This is a genomic window from Nocardia sp. NPDC058633, assembly GCF_042717045.1.
Lineage (GTDB): Bacteria > Actinomycetota > Actinomycetes > Mycobacteriales > Mycobacteriaceae > Nocardia.
In genome coordinates, this window is the sequence record NZ_JBHXRA010000048.1 from 1 (window position 1) to 1442 (window position 1442).

Sequence of the window (1442 nt, forward strand, 5' to 3'; positions counted from 1 at the left end):
TGAACTGGTCCCCGATAGTTGGACTGGCCAAGTAAGAGCCTAAACCGCGAGGGCCTGAGCCCGGTACTGCACCGGACTCAGGCCCTCGAGCTTTGTCGAGATGCGTTCGGTGTTGTACCAGTGGATGTACTCGTGCAACGCGGCGGCCAACGCGTCGATGCTGAGGTATCGGACGTGGTGGAAGAGTTCCTCTTTGAGGTGGCCGAAGAAGTTCTCGATCACGGCGTTGTCGTAACAGTTGCCCTTGCGCGACATGGATTGCGTCGCGCCGGCATCGGCGAGTATCTGCCGCCATGACACGTGCTGGTACTGAAATCCCTGGTCCGAGTGCACGAGCAGGTCGTGCCCAGCAGCACCGGTGCTCTCGATCGCGGCGCGCAGCGAGCTGTTCGTCAGTGACAGGCTCGGAGACGTAGCGATCGAGTAGGCGATGATCTGGCGGTCGAACAGATCCATCACCGGTGACAGATACAGTTTCTGGTCACCGATACCGAACTCGGTGACGTCGGTGACCCATTTCTGGTTCGGTGCGCTGGCAGTGAACTCGCGGTCGAGCACGTTCGGGGCGACGCGACCGATCTCGCCGCGGAAAGAGTTGTATCGCTTTCTCCGCCGGACCTGGCAGAACAGTCCCAGCGCCCGCATCAGCTTGAGCACGGTCTTCTTCGCTACCGTCCAACCAGCTTTGTGCAGGTGGTGGTGGACGCGGCGATGCCCATAACGACCCTTGACGGTCTCGAAAATCTCCCGGATCGCGGACTTGAGGTCTGCGTGTGGGTCGGGCGCTGTCATGCGTGCTTGGTGATAGAAGAACGTCGACCGGGCCAGCCCGGCGACCTCGAGCAGAACATCGAGGCGGTGTTGGGCCTTGAGAGCGAGGACAGCACGGACCTTCACCGTCGTCGCTGCGCCTTCAAGGCCAGCACTTTTCCCAGGTAGGCGTTCTCCGCCCGCAACCGTTCGTTCTCCCGACGCAACTGCTCGAGAGTCGAGGCCGGTGGGGCGGGCTCGGTCGGGTTGGTCCTCGGGCGGCCTTTCGGTTTCGGGCGCAGCCCTTCCTCACCGTCGTTGCGGTAGGTCCGAGCCCACGTTTCGATCAGCTTCGGCGAGGACAGGTCGAACTCGCGGGCGAGATCGACCTTCGTCTCACCTGTCAGGAAGCGCTGCACCACAGCGAGTTTGAACTCGAACGAGAACGTCCGCTTCGTCGGTTTGGTCACCAGCGTTGCCCCTCCGCGAACCCGCCACCGGTCATACAACCGTTTGACTGCCGAGCGACTCGCTCCCAACTGTGTTGTGACTGCGCCGTCGCCCGCGCCAGCCTCGAACAACGCTACCGCCACAGCACGTTGCTCCTCGGACAACGAACTTCGCGCACGCATGAAACTGCTCCCCGGAGGTCGGATCTGAATTTCTCAGTCCAACTTCCGGGGAGCAGTTCA

2 protein-coding genes are annotated in these 1442 nt (G+C 62.1%); both read right to left on the reverse strand.

The genetic code is table 11. The features are described from left to right. Positions 1 to 39: 39 nt before the first annotated feature. Positions 40 to 897, reverse strand: a complete 858-nt coding sequence (locus ACFWUR_RS29640; RefSeq protein ID WP_378911236.1) for an IS3 family transposase — start codon at positions 895 to 897, stop codon at positions 40 to 42. Next, a complete protein-coding gene (locus ACFWUR_RS29645) occupies positions 894 to 1220 on the reverse strand; it encodes a transposase (RefSeq protein WP_378911238.1) in 327 nt (108 codons plus the stop codon). Before ACFWUR_RS29645 ends, ACFWUR_RS29640 begins: the two co-directional genes overlap by 4 nt. Between the last annotated feature and the right edge of the window lie 222 nt (positions 1221 to 1442).